This window comes from Pseudomonas persica, assembly GCF_900291015.1.
Lineage (GTDB): Bacteria > Pseudomonadota > Gammaproteobacteria > Pseudomonadales > Pseudomonadaceae > Aquipseudomonas.
On record NZ_OLKL01000365.1, the window covers coordinates 1 to 237 of the forward strand.

The window sequence follows — 237 nt, forward strand, 5'->3', positions numbered from 1 at the left end:
CTGCAGTGGCTGCGCGCCGCCCGCCAGGTCCGCACCCTGCTGGTACTGCCGGCCAACACCAGCTTCGGCGACATGGACGAGGTGGTCCGCCGCTTCGGCGAGGACAACCTGCAGGGCCTGGTGCTGAGCAAGCTGGACGAGACCGGCCGCTTCGGCAACGCCCTGTCGGTGGCGGTGGACCACAAGCTGCCGATCACGTGGGTGACCGATGGCCAGGACGTCCCGGACGACCTGCAC

The 237-nt window shown here is 70.0% G+C and carries 1 pseudogene; it reads left to right on the forward strand.

Annotation, left to right across the window (positions count from 1 at the left end):
• Positions 1 to 237 (forward strand): annotated as a pseudogene (locus FQ664_RS26905) (hypothetical protein); the annotation flags it as partial.